General features: G+C 74.5%; 10 protein-coding genes. 3 read left to right on the top strand and 7 right to left on the bottom strand.

Annotated elements, in window-relative coordinates; genetic code table 11:
• Positions 1 to 83 precede the first annotated feature (83 nt).
• The 3 genes from ACFYU9_RS00585 to ACFYU9_RS00575 all read left to right on the top strand — a co-directional run bounded on the left by ACFYU9_RS00585 (position 84) and on the right by ACFYU9_RS00575 (position 7,648).
• The gene (locus tag ACFYU9_RS00585) at positions 84 to 974 is read left to right on the top strand and encodes a DNA/RNA non-specific endonuclease (RefSeq protein WP_389340971.1); all 891 of its coding nucleotides are present in this window, start codon (positions 84 to 86) and stop codon (positions 972 to 974) included.
• Positions 975 to 1,206: 232 nt separating this feature from the next.
• Positions 1,207 to 6,504 (top strand): trypsin-like peptidase domain-containing protein, encoded by a 5,298-nt coding sequence (locus ACFYU9_RS00580; protein WP_389340968.1) that lies wholly within the window; start codon positions 1,207 to 1,209, stop codon positions 6,502 to 6,504.
• Between the two features lie 40 nt (positions 6,505 to 6,544).
• Positions 6,545 to 7,648, top strand: a complete 1,104-nt coding sequence (locus ACFYU9_RS00575; RefSeq protein WP_389209469.1) for a trypsin-like serine peptidase — start codon at positions 6,545 to 6,547, stop codon at positions 7,646 to 7,648.
• Positions 7,649 to 7,660: 12 nt separating this feature from the next.
• Here ACFYU9_RS00575 and ACFYU9_RS00570 read toward each other — a convergent pair whose 3' ends face one another.
• The 7 genes from ACFYU9_RS00570 to ACFYU9_RS00540 are packed head-to-tail and all read right to left on the bottom strand — an operon-like array spanning position 7,661 to position 19,215.
• The gene (locus ACFYU9_RS00570; protein ID WP_389340965.1) at positions 7,661 to 10,057 is read right to left on the bottom strand and encodes a hypothetical protein; all 2,397 of its coding nucleotides are present in this window, start codon (positions 10,055 to 10,057) and stop codon (positions 7,661 to 7,663) included.
• Positions 10,054 to 13,620, bottom strand: a complete 3,567-nt coding sequence (locus ACFYU9_RS00565; RefSeq protein WP_389340962.1) for a hypothetical protein — start codon at positions 13,618 to 13,620, stop codon at positions 10,054 to 10,056. Before ACFYU9_RS00565 ends, ACFYU9_RS00570 begins: the two co-directional genes overlap by 4 nt.
• 17 nt (positions 13,621 to 13,637) lie before the next feature.
• On the bottom strand, positions 13,638 to 14,633 hold the full coding sequence (locus tag ACFYU9_RS00560; protein ID WP_389209463.1) for a hypothetical protein: 996 nt from the start codon (positions 14,631 to 14,633) through the stop codon (positions 13,638 to 13,640).
• A 15-nt stretch (positions 14,634 to 14,648) separates the two neighbouring features.
• Positions 14,649 to 15,263, bottom strand: coding sequence for a hypothetical protein (locus ACFYU9_RS00555; protein ID WP_389209461.1), 615 nt, complete (start codon positions 15,261 to 15,263; stop codon positions 14,649 to 14,651).
• Positions 15,260 to 17,494, bottom strand: coding sequence for a hypothetical protein (locus tag ACFYU9_RS00550; protein WP_389340959.1), 2,235 nt, complete (start codon positions 17,492 to 17,494; stop codon positions 15,260 to 15,262). The genes ACFYU9_RS00555 and ACFYU9_RS00550 overlap by 4 nt, the downstream gene beginning before the upstream one ends.
• Complete coding sequence (locus ACFYU9_RS00545) at positions 17,491 to 18,810, bottom strand: baseplate J/gp47 family protein (RefSeq protein WP_389340956.1); 1,320 nt, start codon at positions 18,808 to 18,810, stop codon at positions 17,491 to 17,493. The genes ACFYU9_RS00550 and ACFYU9_RS00545 overlap by 4 nt, the downstream gene beginning before the upstream one ends.
• 3 nt (positions 18,811 to 18,813) lie before the next feature.
• Positions 18,814 to 19,215, bottom strand: coding sequence for a hypothetical protein (locus ACFYU9_RS00540; protein ID WP_389209455.1), 402 nt, complete (start codon positions 19,213 to 19,215; stop codon positions 18,814 to 18,816).
• Positions 19,216 to 19,220 lie beyond the last annotated feature (5 nt).

The raw sequence follows: 19,220 nt of genomic DNA, 5'->3' as shown, positions 1-19,220 counted from the left end.
CCGGGGGCCTCGTCTGTTCGAGTGGCCTGCGGGTCCGGTGCCGTGGGCAGCCCTCCCCCGCGCGGTACTTACATCGTATGAATATGCCCGACTTCCGGCACGGTCAGCACGCACCCAACGACCCCCACGACCCTCACGGCCCGTTCGACGACCGCGCCGGCTACGACGAGACGTTCCTGGGCCCGGCGGTGCCGCTGGCGCTGCCGGCGCGCGCCGCGGTGCAGACGGTGACCCTGCCGTACACGCACTTCACCGTCGTCTTCCGGCCCGACCGGCGGCTCGCCGCGTCGACCGCCGTGTGCATCGAGGGCGCCCAGCTCCTGGAGGACGTGCCGCGCGACGACGCGTGGGCGTACGACCCGCGGCTGCCGCGCGAGCAGCAGTCGGGCGAGGACATCTACCGCGACAACCATTTCGACCGCGGTCATCTGGTGCGCCGGCTCGATCCGGTGTGGGGTGCGGCGGGCGTGGCCGACGCGGCCAATGCGGACACCTTCCACTTCACCAACGCGGCGCCGCAGATGGACGTGTTCAACCAGGGCAAGGAGCTGTGGCAGGGCCTGGAGAACTACCTCCTGGAGAACGCGGCCCAGTTCGACCGCAAGCTGGTCGTGCTGACCGGGCCGGTCCTGCACGACTCCGACCCGCCCTACCGGGGCATCCAGGTGCCGCTGCGCTTCTGGAAGGTGGTCGCCTTCATGCAGGACGGGGCGCTCGCGGCGACGGCGTACGTGCTCGACCAGAGTCCGGACCTCAGCCGGGACGCCGACCGGGCGTTCGCCGGGGCGAAGGCGGGCGACCCGCCGCCGCTCGGACCGTTCCGCACGTACCAGGTGCCGGTCTCGGACGTCGCCGAGATCACGGAGCTGGAGTTCGGGCCGCTGCCGGACGTGGACCTGATGCCTCCGGCGCGCTCGCCGGAGGACCGCTGGCGGCGCCTGGAGTCGTACGAGGACATCCAGATGATGGACTGAGCGCGATGACGGAGGGAGCGAGCGTGACGGCCGGCTGAGCGTGACGACGGGCTGAGCAGGACGGCGGGCCGGGCGTGACGGGCTGAGGATGATCCCGGGCCGGGCGATCCTGGTCGTCCGGACGCGCCGGCGCACTCGGCGCGAGCGATTGCGGGGGCCTCCCGGCGGCGGGACGATGGCAGCAGCAAGCAGGCGTCCCTCCTCCACCGCGGGGACGCCGGGCAGGTGCGTCATGCCTCTCACCGAGACGGAGTGGGGCCTCGTCACCAGCTGGGTGCGGGACCACCTTCTCGACGATCCGGATCCACGGACGCGGCTGCAGCGCACCGCGCTGACCACCGACTTCGTGGCCGATCTGCCGCTCACCCCGGACCGGGACGCCAACGCCCGCCTGATCGTGGGCGCGGCCCGGCGGGATCTGGAGCACCAACGGCGGCTGCTCGACGCCCTGGCGCGGCTCGACGCCCTCGACCACCTCGACGAGGCGGACGCGGTGGGGCGGGGCACCGAGGTGCGGGCGCTGCTCGGGCGGGTGCGCGAGGACGAGGAGGTGCGGCGCTCGGAGCGGGACCCCTTCGAGTCGGTGGTGCTGCGGCACGGCACGGAGGTGTTCCTCGACCGGGCGGAGCTGCGCGAGACGCTGCGCCGGTTCGTGGCGGACCCGGAGCTGACGGTCCTGGTGGTGGACGGCGAGCCGGACAGCGGGCGCTCGTACACCTACCGGCTGATCCGGCATCTGGGCCCGCACTGCGGTTTCCGCCCGGTACGGGTGACGCTGTCGCGGACGTCGACGGCGGCGCGTCTCGTCGGGCGCCTCGCGGAGTTCGTGTCGGCGCCGGACGACGCCGGCCGGATGCCGTTGAACCCGACACGGTTGAACGATCCACTGCCGTCGATCGACGACGCCGTGCACCGGATCGTCAGCCGGGCCACCGCCGCCGAGGACAGCTTCTGGCTGGTGCTCGACGAGTGCGACGCGCTCGACCCGAACTCGGACGTCTGGGACTGCATCGGCAAGCTGGCGCTCGCGATCTACGAGCACACGCCGGTCCGGCAGGAGACCGTGCCCCGGCTCGTGCTGCTCGGCTACTCGACGACGCTGCACCAACTCCCGTACGACATAAGGAACAACGAGTGCCGGGACACGGCACGGGCGGTCGGTCCGGACGAACTGCGGGACTTCTTCGCGCGGTTCTTCCGCGAGGCGCCCGGGACGGACGGCGGCGCGGACGGGAAGTCCGCGCGGCTCGTGGAGTCGACGGTCGACGAGGTGCTGCGGGCCGTGGAGGCGGCCGATCCCGCGGACAGCTACATGCGGCGGGTGTGCAACGCGGTCGAGGAGACGGTACGGCTCCGGCTCGGCCGGTCCGCCGCGGCCGGCGTACGAGCGGCGCACGAGGACTTCACCGGCGCGCTGCACACCACGCTCGGCACCCCCGCCCCGGCGGCCGTGTCCGAGCCGCACGGGCTGCGCCGCGCCTATCGCGAAGTCGCCTGCCTGCTCGGCGAGTTCGACCCGGCACTGCTGCGGCTGCCGGGCGAGCGGCTGCCGACCGGGCGGGCCGTCCTGGAGCTCGTCGACGACTGTACGGCGCTCGCCGCCCCGCAGCGCTCGGTGCGCTGGGTGCTCGCCCCCGAGGTGCGCGAGACGGCCCTGGCGGCTCTCGCGGGCCCCGAGGCGGCCCGGGCCGCGCTCCTCGCCAACGCCGACGCCCTGCCCGGCGGTCCCGGCGTCGAGCGGTCCGCGCTCGCCCTGCTGTCCGGCGTTCCGCCCGATCTGGCGGAGGCCGGCGTGGAGGAGCTGTCGGACATCCTCCAGGCCGTCCTCTGGCTGTCCCGGGTACCCGGCACGGCCGGCCTGCTGCCCGCCACCGAGCACGTCCAACAGCGCCTGGAGCGGGCCCGTTTGCTGCAGCCGCTGCGCCGCCTGGCGCGGGACGCGTTCCTCGGCCGGGGCCGCGAGCTCGACGCGCTGCGCGCGTACATCGCGCTGCCGACCGAGCCCGCCGAGCCGCCCGTGCTGCTGCACGGCATCGGCGGCATCGGCAAGAGCACCCTGCTCGCCCGCTTCCTCCTGGACGGGCTGCGCGAGGCGGCACCGGCCGGTTTCCCCTTCGCGTACATCGACTTCGAGCGTCCGACGCTGTCCATCCACGAACCGGCCACGGTGATCGCCGAGTCGGCCCGGCAGCTGGGGATCCAGTACCCGGCCCACCGCGAGGCGTTCGACGCGCTCGCCGACCGCTGCGGCGAGACCGCCTCCGCGCAGCGCGGCGAGCGCGAGGAGCTCGACGACCTGTCCCGGCTCTCCTCGACCCGGGCCACCTACGGCCGCGACTACTCGGCCGGCTTCCACGCCCGTGCCAGCGCCCGCGAGCAGGACCTCGCCCGCGAGCTGGCGACCCTCGTGGCGGGCGCGGTCACCACCGCGCCGGGCACGATGGATCCGCCGTTCGTGATCGCCGTCGACTCCTTCGAGGAGGCGCAGTACCGGGGCTCGCCGCTGATCTCCCGGATGTGGGCGGTGTGGACGGCGCTGCGCGCCGCCTATCCGCGGCTGCGGTTCGTGGTCGCCGGGCGCGCGCCGATCGACCACCCGGCCAAGGTGGTCGACCCGCGCACCATGGAGCTGAAGGAGCTCGACGAGGAGTCCTCCGTGGCCCTCCTGCGCGACCGCGGCATCGACGACGAGTCGGTGGCGCGCAGTCTGTACGCGCAGGTCGGCGGGCATCCGCTGAGCCTGAAGCTCGCCGCGCGCACCGCGCTGTCGCTCGGCGAGGACGCCCAATCGCTCGGCGAGCTGCTGGCGGGCCTGCGCTCGCAGCGGCGGCTGCACAACAGCGTCGACCAGATGCTCATCCAGGGCACGCTGTACGACCGGATCCTCAAGCACATCGCCGACCCGGAGGTGCGCGCGCTGGTGCTGGCCGGGCTCGCGCTGCGGGTGATCACCCCGGACCTGGTGCGCGAGGTGCTCGCCGGGCCGGCCGGCATCGAGGTGGCGTCGGCGTCGGCTGCGAACCGGCTCTTCGGCCTGCTGACCTCCCGGCTCGACCTGATGGAGTCGGCGGGGCCGCTCGCGATCCGGCACCGGCCGGACCTGCGCTCGATCATGCTGCGGCTCTCGGACGGGGCGCGGACCGATCTGATGCGGGCCGTGGACGCCCGGGCGGTCGACTACTACGCGGCCCGCGACACGGTGCCGGACCGGGCCGAGGAGATCTACCACCGGCTCCGTCTCGGCGAGAACCCCCGCACGGTGGACCGGCGTTGGCGCTCCGGCGTGGGTCAGCACCTCGCGGGGGCGGAGCGCGACATGCCGCCGCGCTCGGCCGCGTACCTGCTCGGCCGGATCGGCGGGCACGTACCGGACTCGATCATGGCCGAGGCCGACCAGGAGGACTGGGAGCGGATCGCCGCCCGCGAGGTCGAGGACCTGCTGACCCAGGGCTATCTGGACGCGGCCGGGCAGCGGCTCGCCGAGCGTCAGCCGTGGACGCCGTGCAGCAGGCTGCACGGGCTGCTCGTGGAGTACCTGACCCGCTCCGGGCGGCCCGAGGACGCCCGGGAGACCTGCGAGCGGGCCGTCGACCGGGCGGAGGCGGCGGGCTGCGCGGAGACCCGGCTCGAACTGCTCCAGCTGTCCGCGCGGCTCGCGCAGGACGCGGGCGACTTCGGCGACGCCGACCGGGACCTGCGGGAGGCGGAGGGCGTGGCCGCCGGGCTGCGGCTGCCGTACGAGTCGATCGGCGTCCTGGTGGCCCGCTCCCGGCTCGCGGAGGCCGCGAACGCGGACTCGGCGGAGGCCGACGCCCGGCTCGCCCAGCGGCTGCGCGGGCTCGACGACGAGACCCTGGCCGCGCAGCCGGCCCTGGCCCGGGCCGCGGCCGCGTCGGCCTGCCGGGCCGACCCGCCGGCCCTGGCGCGCACCCTGCGCCTGGTGGGGCTGCCGGACGAGGACGACGCGGTGGTCGCGGCGCTGGCCCGCTGGATCGGGACCGCGATGGACGACGATCCGCGGCTGTGCGAGCCGCTGGCCCGGATCCTCGGGGCGGCGGCCGCGGGCGCCCAGGGGCCGGCGGCCGGTGCACCGGCGGCCGGTGAGCCCCCGCCGTACGGGCATCCGGTCTCCGCCGACCAGGTCGAGGGGGCGCTGCGGGAGGCGCAGCGGCACGGCACCCTGGACGGTCTGGCGTGGCGGGCGCTGATGCTGAGCGACCGGAGCGGCGACCTGCTGCGCGGGGTGGCGGCGGCGGTGGAGGCGGGTCCGGCGATGCCCGGCGGGGGCGGCGGCGCCCGCTTCGGCTACGGGCCGGTGTCGGCCGCGGCGGGCCTGGTGGGGGTCACCCCGGCGCCGACGCAGGTGGACGCGAAGTGGCGGGAGGAACCGTATCTGGGCCCGGAGGAGCTGCTCGGGGTGGCGAACGCGGCCGTGGAGGCGGGTGTGGCCGACCGGAAGCTGCGCGCCTCGCTGTTCAGCGGGGTCAGGGAGTACTTCTGGGCCATGCTGCCGCCGCAGCCGACGCCCTTCCTCCAGGTCCAGAAGGACCTGGAGACGATGAACATCGCCGAACGGCTGCTGGAGGGCGAGGTGCCGCTGGAGCTGTGGCTGCGCAACGCCATCGCGATGGCCGCCGACCCCGGTCAGGTCGCCGTCTTCCAGCGGGCCCTGGACCGGGTGGTGCGGGCCGCGACGGGCGAGCCGGAGCTGCCGCCGGACCTCCTGACGGGCGAGTTCAAGGAGGAGATCGTCGTCCGTGACGACATGGTCCCCTTCGAGTTCCTGCAAGGGGGCTTCCTGGCCGGCGCGGCCGTCGCCCGGGTCAGCGTGCCGCCGTACCGGGACCGGCAGCCGCTCTATCCGCCGTATCCGCACCTGGGCACCGGCTGGCTGATCGCACCCGGGCTGCTGGTCACCAATCATCATGTGGTCAACGCACGCAGTGCGGTGAGCGGCGGCCGGGAGCTGGTCGCGGAGGAGGACCTCCAGATGCAGGTGCGCAACTCCCGTTCGCGCTTCGACTACGGGGCCGACGAGGTCGAGCCCGAGGAGGCCACGGCCCTGGAACTCGTGGCCTGGGACCCGGAACTCGACTACGCGGTGCTGCGCTTGCAGACCGCTCAGCCGCAGCGGGCGGTGCTGCGCGTGACCACCGCGCTCTTCCAGTGCCGCGGCAACGACCCGCAGGCGGTCAACATCATCCAGCACCCGGAGGGCAAGCCGAAGCGGGTGGCCCTGCGCAACAACCTGGTGTACGAGGCGAACGACCGGGACGTCGCGTACTTCACCGACACACAGGGCGGCTCCTCGGGCTCGCCGGTGTTCACGGACAGCTGGACGGTCGTGGCCCTGCACCGCGGCGCACGGCGCAAGACCGGGATCGAGTACCAGGGCAGGACGACCGCGGTCGTCAACGTCGGCACCCAGATGTCCGCGATCCTCGCCCATCTGCGGGAGAACCGGCCCGAGTTGTACGAGGAGATCATGGCGGCGCAGGCGGCGCTGCCCCCGGAGGACGCGGAGGAGTGAGACGTGGCTCCGGGCCGTCGGCAAGCGGAGGTGACGGGAGATGGGTTACGGATCACGGAGCGGCTCGCACAGCGGGTCGCCGGTCGCGACCGGCCCCGAGCAGGTGTTCGGCGATCTGACGGAGGTGGCCGCGCGGGTGCGGGACCGTCTCGAACAGGAGCTGGAGATCCAGGAGTCCGCGCAGGAGCTGCCGCCCGGCGCCGTGCCGGCCGGCGAGATCTCCCGTTTCGCCCAGGAGGAGCGCTCCCGGGTCCTGGAGGCGGGCGTGGCGGGCCTGGAGAAGCTGGCGGGCGGCCGGGCGGACGAGGTCGACGAGGACGAGTACTTCGGCGTGGAGGCGATCGTCCTCCTGGAGGGCCGGCCCGCGATCCTCGTGCAGGGGCAGGACTTCGCCTCGCAGCCCGGTGACTGGTCGGTGCTCGACGCGTCGCGGCCGGCGATCCGCGAGTCGATCGCCCGGGTGGGGCGGGTGGACGTGACCGGGCACCCGAGCCTGGCGTGGATCGGCACGGCCTTCGTGGTGGGTCCGGAGGCGGTGATGACCAACCGGCACGTGGCCGCCGAGTTCAGCCGCGCCGAGGGCGCCGGCTGGACCTTCCAGGAGGGCATGACGGCCCGCGTCGACCCCGGCGAGGAGCTGCCCGTGCCCCCGGCGCCCGGCCCGGTGCCGGCCGCCGGCCCGCTGCCGTACGAGATCACCGAGGTCATCGGCATCCACCCGGACGTCGACATGGCGCTGCTGCGGATCGCCCCGCCGGACGGCGAGCCGCTGCCCACGCCGCTGGCCGTCGCGGCGGACGCGCCGGCGAGCGTGCCGGGCCGGCCGGTGTACGTGATCGGCTATCCGGCCTGGGACGGGCGGCGCAACGAGCCGGAGTCGATGCGCCGCATCTTCATGGACGTCTACAACGTGAAGCGGCTGCAGCCCGGCATGACGACCGAGTTCGCGCCCGGCGGCCTGGTCGTGAAGCACGACTGCTCGACGCTCGGCGGCAACAGCGGCTCCCCGCTGTTCGACCTCACCGACCACCGGGTGCTGGGGCTGCACTTCGGCGGGAAGTACCGGATCGGGAACGTGGCGGTGCCGCTGTGGGAGCTGGTGGACGATCCGCTGCTCGCGAAGGCGCAGGTCAACTGGGTGTGAACGGCGGCGTGTTCACGGTGTGGTGCCCTTCTTCGCGTCGTGCAGGGCCTTGAGCCGCCGGGCGAGTTCGGTCCGCTTGCGGTAGGCCCGCGTCGCCCTCTTGTACAGCTCCTGGATCTCGGCCGTGGTCCTGCCCATGTGGCGCCAGTACGTCTCGCCGACCCGGGCGATGTCGCCCGACTCGCCCAGCAGGTACGTGTAGAGCAGGTCCTTGGCCAGGTGCTTGCCCACCTCGACGCTGGTCAGGTCGAACACCACCAGCTCGCCAGGGGCGCGGACCACGAGGTCGGGTTTGAGGTTGCCGATGAGCCGGGTCTCCCCGGTCTCGGTGTTCATGAACAGCGGGCGCAGTTCGCGCTCGTACGCCATCAGGCCGGGGGTGCGCGCCACGTACTCCTCGATCGGCATGTCGAGGATCTCGGCGGGCAGCTTGGCGAAGGCGCGGAGGCTGGTCTCGCTGACGAGGGTCAGACCGCTGTGCGGGAACTGCTCCTGGACCAGGCGGCTGAAGATGGCGTGCAGCCTGGTGCCGCGCACGCTGTTCGACATATCGGCGCTGCCGGGGAGCTCGCCGAGTTCGGCGAGGGCCGCGGCGACGAGGCCCTCCAGGGCGTCGATGGTCAGCACGGCCTCGGCCGCCTCGGCCGCTCCGGTGGCGGCGCCGGGCTTCACCGCCGGCTCCTTGAGGAGTCCTTCGGTCTCCTTCAGCCAGGCGTCGACCTCGGCGTCGGTGAAGAATCGGGGGACATCGGACTGCTTGATCGCCTGGAGGATCTCGCCGTGCGAGATCGCGCTGGTGCCCGTCACCTTCGCGCCCGAGACGAGGACGTCGTCGCCGCTCATCATGAGCACGACCCCGGTGTCGGTGACGAGGGCGTGCTGCTCGGTGAGCAGGAAGCGGATGACGTCGCGCAGCCCCAGCCCGATCCGGTCGAGGACGGCCACCCCGATCCGGTTGAAGGCGGCGACCACCCGCACGGCGCTCGTGGCCAGCCTGGGCAGCGCGCGGACGGCCTCGGGCAGGGTCAGGGCGGCCACCACCAGCTGGCCGAGGAAGCGGCCCGCGTCGAAGAACTCCAGCCGCTCCAGGTGTTCCCAGAAGGTGTCGCGCAGGGCCCGTAGCGCCTCCTGTCCGGCGATCAGCGGGTGCTGGACGGTGGTGACGGCCGCCTTCCAGATCTCTTGGCGCACGTCGGAGGAGCCGAACAGCAGGCCGATGGTCTCGAAGACGTCGGTGACGCTCTGGCCCGCTCCCCACAGCACGCCGCTGAACACGGCCGCGGCGTCGGGCCCGTTGGGCTCCCAGTTGCCGAAGACGTACGACCAGGGCACGTTCCGTTCCCTGAAGTAGTCGCGGACCGCGCGGACGCGCACCAGCGTCATGGTCTCGCGGAGCCGGCCGAGCCTGTCCAACTCCGCGAAGCAGAGCATGACTTCGTCGTCGTCCAGGTCGCGGAGGTATCCCTTGAGAGTGGCCGCCGCGACCGAGCCCGGGGCCCCGGTGAGGTGGTGCAGGACGCCGGCGATCGCGGCGGCCACGGCGCGCGGGTCGCGGGGCCGGCGGCCGACGATCCTGACCTCGCGGATCGTGGTGAGGTCGCCGGTGTACGCGAGGATGCCGGCCGGCACGGGGGCGGTGTCCCGGGTGATGACGCGCAGCCCGGTGTCGTGACGGCGCCCGTCGTCGGTGACGCGGTGCACGAGGTAGCCCCCGCTGCCGGTCGACTCCGTCGCGGCGACCAGGCCGACCCGTTCGCGCGTGATGGATTCGAGGTAGAAGGCCCCCGCGCCGAGCCGGGCGGCGACGGTCCGCTCCCGGTCGGCGCCCTCGCCGAGGGCGGGCACGAGCCGGACGCTGCGCCCACCGGTCACGAGGCTGTCGGCGTCGATCCGGCCGAGCAGCGCCTGCCGGTGGTCATGGCCCATGCGGGTCCGCAGGGCCGCGAGCCGTTCGGGCGTCCAGGGTCGCTCGGGCGCCGCCGGCGCCTCGGCGGCGCTGCGGAGCGCGGGTGTGGCGCCGACGGCGCCGCCGAGGCCGGCCCCACCGGTCCCGAAGCCCTTCCAGGTGCCGAGGCCGCCCGCGGGCCCGGCCGTGCCCCACCGGGGAGCGCGACGCAGCCGCACGGTGACCGGGCGGCCGGCGGCGTCGTAGCTGGGGACCCGGTATCCGTCCGCGCCCCCGTCCCGCTCCCCGTCCCCTGACGTCTCCTCCTCCACGGCACGGGAACCGCCGTGCGCCGCCGGTGCGGACGGGTCTTCCGCGAGGTGTCCGCCGGCCGCCCGGACCGCGTCCGCGAGGGCCTGCCGGACGGCGGCCTCCAGAAGGCCCGCGGCCCGCGTCGCGAGTCCCTCGGGCCGGGCGATGGACGCGGGCAGGTGGAAGTGGCGCTCGGGACGCGAGGTGTTCACCGCACCCTCCTTCCGGCGACGATCCGGTAGACGGCGCTGGTGTCGTCCGCGGTGACCTCGAAGACGAGGTCGGGGTGGCGGGCGCTGAGCCGGGACAGGACTCCGGCGCGCGGGCCGCCGCCCAGGGCGGCCGCGCAGATCGAGCAGACCTCCTGGTCGACCCGGATGGACACGGTGTGGCCGCGGGCGGCCTCCCGTTCGGCCGCGCTGAGGGCGTTCAGCCGGGCGTCGAGCTGCTGGCCGAGGTCCTGCTCGGCGTGCCCGTGGGCCTGCGGCACGACCACGTTGTCGGGCGGCCGGATCTCGTGCGCCGGATCGTAGGTGCCGAGGGCGCGCGGCGAGCCGCCGGAGAAGCGCTCGCCGGCCAGGGCCGGGATGTCGGTGCGGGCGACGGCGACCGTGCCCTCGTACCCGGCGGCGGCCTTCGCGGTCGGCGGCACCTCCTGGTCCCCGGCCCGGGTGGAGCGCTCCTCGAAGCCCGCGGGTTCGCGGGTGGACGGTTCGCGCAGCCCTTCCTGTTCGAGGCGGCGCCGCTCTTGCTCGACGGCGGCGCGCGCCTCGCGCAGGTCGGCGCGGAGCTGTTCCTGGAGGGCGGGGTCGCTGGGCCGGTCGGGCTGGAAGGGGCGCCGCGGCCCGCCCCAGCGTTCGTCCAGGTACTCCCGGGCGACCGGGTCGCGGGTCTCGCGGGCGCGCAGCTGGTCGTCGCTCGCGTTCTCGTACCAGGCCCGGTCGAGACCGGCCTCCGGGTCTTTGAGGGCGGCCTCCTCCAGTTGCGCGCGGCTGGGCCAGCGGGCGGCGGGGCCGGGGCGCGCGGTCACGGCGGCGCCCCCGGTCACCGGTTCGGCTCCGGGGTGCGGACCGGTGCCCGCCCCGGGCGCGGGGCCGAGCTCCTGCGCGGCCTCGTCGAGCCGCCCGGTCAGCGCGGTGGTCCAGGCGCGTGCCTCCTGCTCGGCCAAGGTGTGGCCGAGGGTCTGCTCCATGCGCTCGCGGGTCAGTGTCATCGCCTCCGCCCAGCGCCCCGCCGACACGCCTTCCTCGCGCAGGAGCTGGGTGAGGAGCGCGGCGCGCACGAGGGTGGGTGCGGCGCGCTTGAGGAGGGCGCGCAGGAAGGGGACGACGGTGAACTCGGCGACGATGCCGGCCACGGCCCCGTACTCCATGCGGCGCACATAGGTGTCGATGCCGCTCCACCGCCCGTCCTGGAGGGCCACGTCGACGACGTCGTGCGCGAGGGTCTCCAGGCCGGCGGTGGCGGCGCCGCCGACGGCTCCGGTGACGAGCTTCGTGGTGATCCAGGCGGTGACCCGGGCGCGCAGGGTGGCGGTGCCGATGCGGCCGCCGGCCCAGCCGCCGATGCCGGCGCCGACGCGGAAGCCGACGGCGCCGAGGTAGCCGTCGACGGCGGCCATGGCGAAGCCGCCGAGGCTCGCCTCCTCCTTGCCGAGGATCACCTTGATCAGATAGGCGGCCTCGGACAGGCCGATGCCGATGCCCACCGCCGTTCCCCCGCCGCCGAGCTGGATCAGCAGGGCGACGATGCCGGCCTCCCAGGCGAGGGCGAGGCCGCCGATGGCGAGGACCGCGATGCCCACGATCCGGTACGCGTCACCGGCCCGGCCGAGCCGCCACTGCACCAGCCGGGCCTCGAACTCCCCGACGCCTTCGACGATCGGCCCGGCGGCGCGGCCCCAGGACTCGCCCCGGCCGGCGGTGCGCGAGACGAATTCGAACTTCACGTCGTAGGAGGGCAGTCCGCTGTGTTCGGCGGGCAGCACTTCGAGCAGCCGGATGCCGAACTCGACGTCGACCTTCTCGAAGTCGTCCGCCGTGATGTGCGCGGCGCGCGCGGCGCGCCGGATGGCCTCCGCGCCGAACTCGCCTTCCGTGTAGGTGCCGGTCTCCCGTCCCGCCAGCAGGTCGGCGGCCAACTGCTGCCGCTGGGCGATGAGTTCGTCCCGCAGCGCCTCGGCGCGGCCCGGCTTGGCGCGCATGACCTCGGTGCGCTTGGTGTAGAGGAAGTCGGTGTCGCCGAGCAGTCCGCCCGCGACGACGGTGGAGTCCGGGTCGCGGTACAGCTGGATCGCGCCGACTCCGGCGCCGCCGACGGTGTAGGCGTTGACGGTGGTGGCGCGGCGCTCCTCGGTGAGGGCGGAGCGCAGCGCACGTACCCGCTCGTGGCGGGCGTACGGGGTCGCCTCGCACTGCGTGAGCAGGTTCAGGCGCAGGGCGAACCGGCCGGTCGCATCGGCGGCGTCGAAGAACTCGCCCAGCTTTCCCTGCCGTTCGAGCTCGGCGAGGACATGGCCGAAGAGGCTGCCGAAGCGGCCGCGGGCGTGCGGGGCGGCCTCGTCGAGGACGTGGTCGAGGAGGTCGCCGAAGCCGGGGTCGGCCAGCTTGGCGACGAGCGCGGCGGCGAGCTGCCGGGCGACGGGGCGGAAGATGGCGGCGCCGAGCCGTTCGGGGGCCAGGTCGAGGTCGGCGCGGCAGTAGAGCACCCGGACGCCGGCTTCGCCGGGCGGCCAGTCGGTCTGCCGCCGGACGGTCTCGGGCACGTCGTGAAGGGTGCCGCCGTCGGCGACGAAGAGCCGGGCGGCGGGTTCGTGGCGCGGGCTGCCGCTGCCGGCGTGCCGGTCGAAGAGGAGGAACAGGGCCTCGCGCCGGGTGTCCTCGTCGGCGCCGCCGAGGGTGGAGGCGGGGCGGAGCACGGCCGGCTGGGTCCACACGGTCACGGGGTCGTCGGCGAACTCCTCGGCGTAGCGGCTCCAGGGCACGCCGACGGCCCGGGCGAAGACCTCGGGGTCGACGCAGAAGCCGGCCTCGCGCACGGTCATGGTGAGGGAGAGCCCGGGCCCGGCCACGGCGACGTCGGAGAGCTCGACGCGCGGCAGCTGCATGAAGGCGAACAGGGCGTGGCCGGGCGGCACGCCGCGGACTCGGGCGGCGAGGGTGCCGTCCTCGTCGGCCTCGACGAGCCGGTGCAGCGCCTGTTCGGAGCCGGTGAGCGCCCAGGCGGGTTCGGTGCGCCGGCCCTGTTCGATCCGGGCGCCGGCGGTGGCCCGGGCGAGGAGTTCCTGCCCGAGCTCCTCGGGGACGTACGCCTTGTCGACGCGGACGAGCCACACGTCCACGGGCCGGGTCGTGCCGGTGAGCGCGGTGTAGAGCACGGCCTGCGGGAAGGGCGTGCGCAGCACCTCCTCGACGAAGCCCAGGAAGCGTTCGACGGGGAGCAGGGCGCGGCCGGTGCGCACCACCGTCCAGGGCGCGTCGCCGCGGCCGCGAACCGGGACCCGGGCGGGCCGGCCGCCGCCGTCGTACGAGGGCAGGCCGTATCCGGGGTACGCGTCCCGGGCCGGGTCGTACGACTCGCGCGCGTCCGTTCCCGCGTCCGCGTCCTGGCCGGGCAACGGGCGGTTCCTGCGGGCGATTTCGCGCTCGGCGGCCGCGATCCGGCCGGTGACCAGTGCGGTGAGGCAGCGGGTCAGCGCGGCCAGTTCGGCGGGGCCCGGGTCGCCGGTGAGGCGGATCCTCACCGGCACCCGGACATGGATCTCCACGTCGGTCACGTACGGCTCGTCAGGTGCTACTCGGTGACCAGGACCAGCACGCGCAGGCCGGAGCCGATCAGGACGTCGTCCGCGTCGTACATGCCGAGGTCGAAGGTGTGCAGGCTGCCGATCTCGGCGTTCGCGGGCAGCCGCACCATGATCTCGGAGTCGATCTGGTCGGGGCGGCCCTCGTCGAAGCGGAACCGGGTGCCGAGTTCGCGCGGCATGCCCTCGGCGCTCAGCTCGAAGCTGGGCGGGTCGGTGCTGGGCCTGATCTCGACGGGGCCCCCGGAGGTGATGAGGTTGAGTCCGCTGCCGCCGTCCATGCCGGCCTCGAACGCCTCGATGCCCTCCTGGCTCGCGAGGACGAACTCCGAGGTGGGGTCGATCCGGTCGATCCTGGGGTTCGCGGGGCTGGCGTTGACCATGACCTCCGGGTTCCCGCCGCGCGGCGGGAAGGTGGTGTAGGGGACCTTCTGCGGTGCGGGCGCGTCGTCCTGCGAGACCTTCACGAGCGTGATGTTGCGCTGGCCCAGGTGCTGGTCGACGGTGGGGTCGACGGGCGTCGTCTCACCGACGGGGGCGCCCTCGGGGTTGGCGACGACCTCGTCGCTCTGGTAGCAGTTCGCGATGATGCACCCGTGGCCGCCCTGGGTCTTGGCGAGTTCGGGGTCGCTGGGCTTCCACACCGGGCTGGCGTCGGCGGTGAAGACGACGGACTCGCCCGCCTTGATGTCCAGCTGGCCGCTCGAGAAGCGCTTGAGGGCGCTCGACGGGGACATGTCGCCGATGCCGGGGACGAAGAACCACGCGTCGACGGTGACGGCCTTCATGAGCGTGTCGCCCTTGTTGCTGACCCGGACCTTGACATGGGTCTCCTGGTCGATCTGGGCCTTGTCGACGCCCGGGTCGACCCAGATGCTGTTGTTGGCGTACCAGACCGGACTGCCGTTCCACGGGCGCTGGGTGCCGTCGTCCGAGCCCGGCCCGTTGAGGGAGTAGTCGATGGGGATGAAGAGGTTCCCGGGCATGGGGAGGGCTCCGTTTCAGTTGGCGAGGTAGGTGAGCTGGACGCTGGTGATGACGACGATGTCGCCGTCGGCGGCGTGGCTGAGCGACGCGGTGACGAAGTAGCGGAAGGCCGTCATGTCGACCTTCGCCTTGCCGGCGGTGATGTCGACGGGGTCGCCGAAGGTGCCGGTGGGGGCGAGCTGGGCGAGGGGTTCGCGGGTGTTGAGGTCGGTGAGCGGGGAGCGGAAGAGGTTGATGGCGAGGGTGCCGGCGCCGGAGTTCTGGCCGGTCACCCGGAAGGCGGTCAGCGTGGCGCCGTCCGGGGGTGCGACGGGCAGGGCGCCGCTGACGTCGCTGTCCGTGGTGCTGATGCGGACGGCGGCGCCGGCGCCGTTCAGGCCCCAGGGCTGCTTGGCGGCGATCGGCAGGAACGCCGGCGGGAGGGCGAGCACCCGGGGCACCGCGGGGCGCTGGCCGGCCGCCTTCAGCCCCGTGTCGATCGCCGCCACGACGCTCGACAGCGCCTCCAGGTCGTGCTGGAGCGCGTCGAAGCGGACGTTGAAGCCGTTCTGTCCGCCGGCCGCCACCCGGTCCCGGTTGTCCACCCAGGCGACGTGTTTGAAGGTGGGGCTGAAACTGATGTCGGTCACGGAGTGCCTCCGGTCAGAGTGCGGGTGACCACCTCGACGCCCAGCGGGCGCAGGTCGGCCAGCAGGTTCACGATCAGGTCTCGGGTGGCGGGCGGCAGGGTGTGCCCGGCGAGTTCGGGGCGGAGCCGTACGGCCAGCTGGTACGGGCCGGGCCCGTCGCCGACGCGGTAGGCGGCCTGCACCCAGGCGGGGCCGGGGCGCAGGCCGCGTACGGACATCGCGCCCGGCGCGGTCGTCACGAGCTGCGCGGCGCCGTCACCGGTGGACCAGGCGAGCACTCCGGCGCCGCCGATGTCGGCGGGCGCGGGCGTCACGGTCACGGGCACGGTGGTGCCGGTCTCCAGGCAGTCGATGAAGAGCCCGGGCGCGGTGACCCGGACCGGGTCCTGGTCCTCCTGGGCGACCGTCACGACGCCGCCGGCGACGCGCACGTAGGTGAAGCCGGCGCGGTGGGCGAGCGCGCCGAGCGTGCCCGGCGGCAGCGCCGGATGACCGAGGCGCAGTTCCCGGGCCTCCTGGGCGAGCGGGCTCGCCGTCGCGCCGAGGTCCCGCCGTACGGCGAGCTTGCCGGTGGCCGTCGTGGGCAGGAGGGCGATCAGCGCGTCGAGGTGCTCGGCGACCTCGCGGCGCATCCGGTGGTTCTCGGCCTCGGTCCCGTACTCGGCGTGGGCGGGGTCGTCGTGGCGCACGAGGAAGGCGGGGTCGAGGGCCTGGCCGGGCGGCACGGGCGGCGGCGGGTCGGGGTCGGGGGTTCCGTCGGCGCCGATCGCGGTGCCGTCGGCGACGGTGACGGGATAGACGGTCAGTTCGCGGGTGGCGGACAGGGTGAGGGAGCCGAGGCGGAGTTCGGCGGTGACGATCACCTTGCCCGGGGCCGTGCCGGTGAAGGTCGCGGAGGCGCCCTCGGCCGGCGGGGCGAACACGCCGCGGCCCGCGCCGCACTGCACCACGTACCAGCGGACGAGGGAGCCGGGCGGCAGCAGGACGGGCCGTGCGGCGAGCGTGAGGGTGCCGCCGACCGGGACGGTGCCGGCCGCGGGGCCCGTTCCGGTGTCCATGCCGAGGAGTTCGCCGGGGGCGCACTCGGCGTAGACGAGTCCGTCGCGGCGGTGGGTGACCAGGTCGAATCCGGCCCAGTGGGCGAGGGCGGCGATCCGTTCGACGGGGACGGTGGCGTGGCTGAGCAGCACGGCGCGGCCGGTTGCGCGCGCGTCGGGGGCCGCCGGGTCGTATCCGGCGTGGACGCGGGACGCGGAGGCGAAGAGGTTGAGCCGGCCGATGGCCGTGGCGACGACGGGCTGGACGCGGATGGGGACGGGTGTGCCGGGGAGGGGGTCGAGTTGGGCGGCGAAGGGCGACAGGAGGACGAGGAAGGCCGGGTCGAAGGGCTCCTCGACGGGGGGCCGGGGCAGGTTCGTGCCGATGGTGCCGAGCACGTCGATGCTCTGCCCGGGCAGCAGGGCGGAGGGCACCACCCGCAGCGGCAGCACGCCGCGGCGCAGTTCGGCGCCGGTGTCGTCGAGGACGAGCGGGTCGGCGACGCCGTCGATCGGGCCGACGGCGTCGTTGAGGGCGGCGGTGAGTCCGGCGGGCGTGGGCAGGGTCCAGCGGCGGGCGACGGCGAGACGGCGCTGATAGGCGTCGTCGGTCTCCCGCGGGGCGCGGACGACGCCGAGTCCGGCGCCGATGCGGTCGAGGTGGCCGCCGTAGGCGTGCTCGACGGTGCGTACGTCGAGGGTGCGGGCGATCTGGTCGCGCAGGTGGTCGCGTTCCCAGCCGACGGCCCACAGCAGCCGGGCCATGGTGCCGAGCAGGGCGGTGACCCGCCAGTGGTCCTCCTGCGCGCCGGTGAGCCCGGTGGAACGGATCCCGGTGAGCAGGCCGGCGGGGGTGGGCAGCGGGACGGAGGTGCCGGCGGCGAGGCCGTCGGGCAGCTCGACGTCGAACGTGCCGCCGCCGGTGACGGTGAAGGTGACGGTGGTGGCGTCGACGCGGTGCCGGGCCTGGAGGATGTAGAGCGGTTCGGGGACGCTGCCGAACTGGGCGCGGTGCAGGTCGAAGCCGTACGGGTCGATGCCCGTGCCGCGCACGGTGAGGTGGAGCTGGTCGGAGCCGCGGGCGAAGGGCACGGTGAGCCGCGCCGCCATGTCGGCGACGGCGAGGCGGGGGCGCTCGGGCGCGGCGGCCGGATCCGTGACGGGGCCGGCGGCCGCGTCGGTGGCGGTGCTCACCTGGTCACCACCTCGATGCTGCTGAGGCCGGGGTCGGTGGCGAAGACCGCCATCTCGGTGGGGCCCATGGCGAGGGACTCGCCCACGGCGGCCTCGACGGTGCCGAGCTGATAGGGCACGGAGCCGAAGCCGAAGCGGCCGAAGGCGGGCGGGCAGCGCCGCAGATGGAGCCGGCGGACGTCGTCGACGCCCGGCTGCTCGGCGACGGCGCACATCACCCGGGCGTAGAGGACGTCGTCGCCGAGGCGGAGCCGGCCGATGTCGGCGGTCAGCCGCTGCCGGACGCGGGCGATGACGGCGGGGCCGTCGAAGCCGGCGGCGAGGACGATCTCGGCGCGGACGGCGATGTCGATGTGGTCGGCCTCGACGACGTTGACGTGGACGCCGATGGGCCGCACCCGGTCGACCTCCTGGGCGACGAGGTCGCGGACGCCGGTCACGGTGGCGCCGCCGGGACCCGGCCGGGTGTCCCAGGGGCGCAGCCCGCGGTGGGCGACGGCGATCTCGGCGAAGTAGGGTTCGCCGATCCGGCGTTCGTCGCTGAAGGTGCGGCCGCCGAAGTCGAAGCCGCCGAAGTACGCCTGGGTGACGTCGATGCCGCCGAGCGGATCGGAGACCCGGGCGTCGATGACGTCGGGCACCCGCAGCGCGGCCTGCTTGACGGCGTCGACGGTCCACAGGGCGCGCGGCAGGGCGATGATCCGGGCCCGGTAGGCGTCGTCGTCCTCGGCGACGAGTTCCGTGAACGGGCCGGCGTTGCCGACCGTGAGCGTGGCGGGGGGCCAGTCGGCGAGGTACCGGGCGCGGTCCTCGGGGTGGATGTCGTTGACGGCGCCCGCGGGGACCGCGGCGTCGCCCGGGTCGAGGGCGAGGACCCGTACGGTACGGGCCGGGGCGCCGGCGGTGAGTTCGACGGGGGCGGTGGTGGCGAAGGCGCGGACGTCGGGCGCGCCGGCGGTGAGCAGGACCGTGCCCTCGGGCACCACGTAGGTGCGGCCGGGCGCGCCGCCGCCGAGGGTGAGGGTCACGTCGCCGGCGCGCCGGCCGTCCTGCCGGGGCAGCCCGGCGTCGTCGCCGAGCAGGTCGAGGGAGGCGCCGGTGGCGGTGGCGGTGAACTGCGCGTAGTACAGGCCCTCCATGCGCTTCCACAGCTCGGCGTCCTCCTGGCAGACGACCTCCAGGAGTTTGCCGAGGGGGCTGGTGGGCGAGAGGTCGACGCCGTCCCCGAGGGCGGCCCGGGTGCGGGCCTTGCTCTCGGCGAGGATCACGTCGAAGCCCTTGAGGACGAAGCCTTCGTCGGTGACGCCGAACGCCATGGTTCACACCTCCACTTCGGCGGTGAGCGCGGTGGTGCGGCCGTCGACGGCCTCGACGAGGACGCGCACGGACAGCACCCGGGTACGGGCGCCGCCGGGCCCGTCCTCGGCGAAGGTGACGTCGACGACCTCCTGGACGCGCGGGTCGGCGGCGAGGGAGCGGACGATCTCCAGGCGCAGCAGGTCCTTGAGCGCGGCGGTCCCGCCGGGGTGCCCGAAGGCCGCGCCGACGCTCAGCCCGTACCGGTGGTCGCAGCGGTCGGTGCCGTACGGGGTGAGCAGCCGCAGGGTCAGGGCCTGGACGAGGTTGGCGAGTCCGTGCACCTCGGCGAGGCCGGTGCCGCGGACGACGAGGTCGCCGTCGTCGAGGAGCAGGCTGTACCCGAGGGGTTCCGGGGCGTTCATGGCGT

This window comes from Streptomyces sp. NPDC004327 (assembly GCF_042873935.1).
Lineage (GTDB): Bacteria > Actinomycetota > Actinomycetes > Streptomycetales > Streptomycetaceae > Streptomyces.
The sequence above is the reverse complement of the archived record's forward strand: the minus strand, read 5'-3'. Positions and strand labels throughout refer to the sequence as shown.